Here is a 3,445-nt window from a genome sequence, read left to right as displayed (position 1 = left end):
GATCAGGGTGCCCCGCAAAGTACTGGCAATGCCCACCTTGACGCCGAACTCGTAGGGATGGCGAGCCTTGCCCTTGCTGATGCAGTCCACCTCCGGCGCATGCCAGGCATACAGCTTGGGGCGACCCACCGGGGCCTTGCGTTGCGCGCTCTGAGCCGCGATGCGGGCGGCCTTCTCCAGGGGGTCGATCAGCGCCTCTCGCACGGCTTGAGCAAGGAACTGGGCCTTGCGTTCGATCTCGCGTGCCAGGCGGCCCACTATCGTCTTCTGGCGACGGATCACCCTGCGCATGCGTTTGAATTGACGGGCATGGGCATAGCGCCCCGCCTGACGGCTCAACGCCGGACCCTCCTTGGCAAAGGTCTGCTTCAGGGCAATGTCCGCATCCTTGGCTGCCTCCACCAGTTTGATACGCGCCACCTCCAGCAATCGGCTGTCTGTGGGATGGGCAATGGCCTTCTCTTGCACCGTCGAGTCCACAATCACCCGACTCAACTCCTGAGGCTTGATCAGCTTCATGTCCACCGCCGCGTTGATCGTCTGGGCCAGCAATTCCTCGACCCCTTGTTCGCCCAGCAGCTTGCGAAACTTCACCAAGGTGGTGGCATCGCAGGGCTGGCGATCCTCGTAGTAGGCCTGGCCGCTGAAGAATTGCCAGCGTGGCGTGTCGGCCCAGCGCGCCACCACACCCTCGTCCGATTCGTTGAAAGCGTGCTTCAGGTACAGCAGCGAGATCATCACCCGCAGCGGCACGCGCGGGCGCCCGGCGTTGCTGCGCGAGGCCACGCGCTGGGGCTGCTCGCCAAACAGGTCCAGATCGGGCATGGCCTCGCCCGCATGGGCACGGCGCACAAACAGGTGCGCCACACGCGATTCAATCTCCTGCCAAGGCATGCGCGAAGCCAGCACCGCCAGCGGGTGGCGAAGATCGATCATCTGGTCAATGCGCGAGCGAAAGAAATCATCCGTGGCAGGGCAAGCGAACATCGTGAAAAACTCCCAGAAAACAATCTCTATTGGATAACAAACCGGGAGTTATCGCTATCGGAAATCACCCTGAAATCCAGTATCTATGCGGGTTGCGGGGATTGTTCAGGGGCGACTAAGTACGGGCACTTTGGTAGATGCCCGGAGGGACGCCTGCCAAAGCGGGCTCGCCGGAGCCCTGGGGGCCGACCCGCCAAGATGCCGCGATGGGGGTCGGGTGCTTGGATCACCCCCGGTAGGGCCAGACGCTGGCCCGCCGGTGGCGGCTCGTCTGGATGCCGGGGACTGCGGTCTTTCCCGCTGTCGTCAAAGGATTACGTCGCCATCCCTGAGTTTGGGCATTCATATGAATGCACCGGGCGCGTCCCGTTGTGGGAAGTCCTCGCCGCACGCGGCCATCCATGCCCCACGCGAGGGGCTGGCTGTGATTGGCGGATTTCATCGGTTTTGCTTCAACCCCGATGCCTTACAGGTTGCTGCGCAGTCGCGTGCCGCGTGATCGGGCAGGGCGCAGTATTCATCGCTTGTTGCTTGTTAAAGAGCTGGTCTGCGTTGAGCAGTTAAAGCTATTGTCAGCATTTTGATTAGTTTTGTCAATAGGTAATCAGCTGATTGATTTTTCAAGCAATTCAAGGTTCTACTGGAGGGTGCTAAAGCTTAGCGAATACCACTACGAGTGGAGGATACGAGGCCAGGGCAAATTGTTTACGGCTGTGACTATCCCGCGGCAAACGAAAGATCATAAAATCGTCAGTCCCCCAGGGGGGCAGGAAAAACGCTTGGTTCAGATCGGTGCAGATTGTTTCATGCGATGAATGCCGTTTTCTGACCTGCAGTTACAAATTGACTAGCCGGTGCTGAACTTTGGCGCTGCAAAACGGCACAAATAAACAACGCGTCGTCATATCTTAATAACGAATTTATCTAATAAAATCCATGTTAAACACATGGTTATGGAAGCATATGCGGGATTTTCAGCCTGTTCGTGATGCCTGTGAAGTGATGGGCGGGATGACCCCATTGGCCAAGAAGTTAGGGTTACCTGTACAGGTAGTCAGCAGCTGGGCGGCAGGTACACGTCCGGTGCCAATCATCCGCTGTGTGGAGATCGAGGAATTGACGGGCGGTGCTGTCACTCGGAAGCAGCTGCGTCCGGATGACTGGTGGCAGATCTGGCCGGAGTTGCGGGGGGAGGATTGAATCGCATGGGTTGCAGGTGATGCGCAGCGATTGCACAAGGCAAAGCAATAGAGCATCTTCGCCGGGCACTTACTGCCTCGGTTGCAGCGTGATTTCTTTCTGTGCAGCCAGTGCTTTAGGTGGCCAGGAGCTCTTGATATAGGCCAACACCGCCGCTATATCGGGGTCGCTCAATGACTGGCCATAGGCTGGCATATCGCTCACATATCCGGGTGGCGCGGTTTTCCCAGGCACCAGGCCGTTTTTGACAATGTCAATCAAAAGCGCATCTGGATGATGCCAAGTGTGCCCTGCTTTATCGTGCGGCGGCGCGGGTAATCGTCCGTTTGGCTTGCGCGTGCGCCAGTCATTCTGGCCTTCAAGCCGTGCTCCATGGCATGCGGCACAATTATTGGTGTAGATTTGTCTACCACGGACCAAGAGTGTTTGATCGGACGGGTCAATATAAGCCAGTTTTGAACTCGATGCCGACTGGTACATGAACAGACCGGTACCGAGTGCCAAAAAACCAAGCGCACCAAGGAACACAGCGGCTTTTTTCGTGACTATTGTCATTGGAATCGTCCTTGCTCACTTTGCTGTACGGTGAATGTAGCTTGATGGACTACGATTGTTCGGGCGCCGGACCTGACGCTTCATTTTTGGGTGTGGGCGGCCAGTTGCCGCTTTTGTCGAACAGGGTCTACCGGCTGATTATTGACACGCAATTCATAGTGCAGATGGGGGCCACTGGACGTTCCGGTAGAACCGACATACCCAATGATTTGTCCCTTGTCGACATATTCGCCTTTCTCCAAACTATTTTTGAAACGGCTTTGGTGGGCGTAGACAGTAGAATAGATATTGTTATGCTCTACAAAGATCACTTTTCCATATCCGCTCTGAATGCCGATGAAGGATATCCTGCCGCGAGCTGTCGCCCGGATGGGTGTGCCTTTCGGGGCAGGGTAATCAATACCTTGGTGGCCTGCCCACTTGCCAGACACGGGATGGAATCGATAACCAAATGCCGAGCTGATGCGTGTTCGTTCGCTCAGTGGCGTGTCGAAAAAAATCTTCCGCAGATTTTCCAGCCGGGAAGTCGCTTTGTGCGAGTGTTGACCGAGTACATGAGCTGGATCATCGACGATAGAGATTTGCCTCACGCCTGATGCGGCGGCAGTGCTTGTCAAAAAAAAGCCGGCGATAAGAAACAGATTTCTTGATATGGTATACATGCCAATTCGAACGGATTAAACCGTATCTGGTGATCAAGGCA

At 56.1% G+C, this 3,445-nt stretch carries 4 protein-coding genes; 1 reads left to right on the top strand and 3 read right to left on the bottom strand.

Going from position 1 to position 3,445, the window contains the following annotated elements:
- The coding region (locus CCA01S_RS14975; RefSeq protein ID WP_157076563.1) for an IS5 family transposase at positions 1-987 on the bottom strand (987 nt) is incomplete at its 3' end.
- A gap of 936 nt (positions 988-1,923) precedes the next feature.
- Between CCA01S_RS14975 and CCA01S_RS14970 the strand changes: the two genes are divergently transcribed.
- Positions 1,924-2,187: a transcriptional regulator gene (locus CCA01S_RS14970; RefSeq protein ID WP_308411270.1), complete on the top strand. Its 264-nt coding sequence runs from the start codon at positions 1,924-1,926 to the stop codon at positions 2,185-2,187.
- 69 nt (positions 2,188-2,256) lie between these two features.
- Here CCA01S_RS14970 and CCA01S_RS15505 read toward each other — a convergent pair whose 3' ends face one another.
- Both CCA01S_RS15505 and CCA01S_RS15500 read right to left on the bottom strand, forming a co-directional pair.
- On the bottom strand, positions 2,257-2,742 hold the full coding sequence (locus tag CCA01S_RS15505) for a c-type cytochrome (RefSeq protein ID WP_084386836.1): 486 nt from the start codon (positions 2,740-2,742) through the stop codon (positions 2,257-2,259).
- Between the two features lie 80 nt (positions 2,743-2,822).
- Positions 2,823-3,404, bottom strand: coding sequence for a M23 family metallopeptidase (locus tag CCA01S_RS15500; RefSeq protein ID WP_084386835.1), 582 nt, complete (start codon positions 3,402-3,404; stop codon positions 2,823-2,825).
- Positions 3,405-3,445: the final 41 nt, after the last annotated feature.

Source organism: Castellaniella caeni NBRC 101664 (assembly GCF_001592225.1).
In the GTDB taxonomy this organism is placed as follows: domain Bacteria; phylum Pseudomonadota; class Gammaproteobacteria; order Burkholderiales; family Burkholderiaceae_B; genus Castellaniella; species Castellaniella caeni.
The sequence above is the reverse complement of the archived record's forward strand: the minus strand, read 5'-3'. Positions and strand labels throughout refer to the sequence as shown.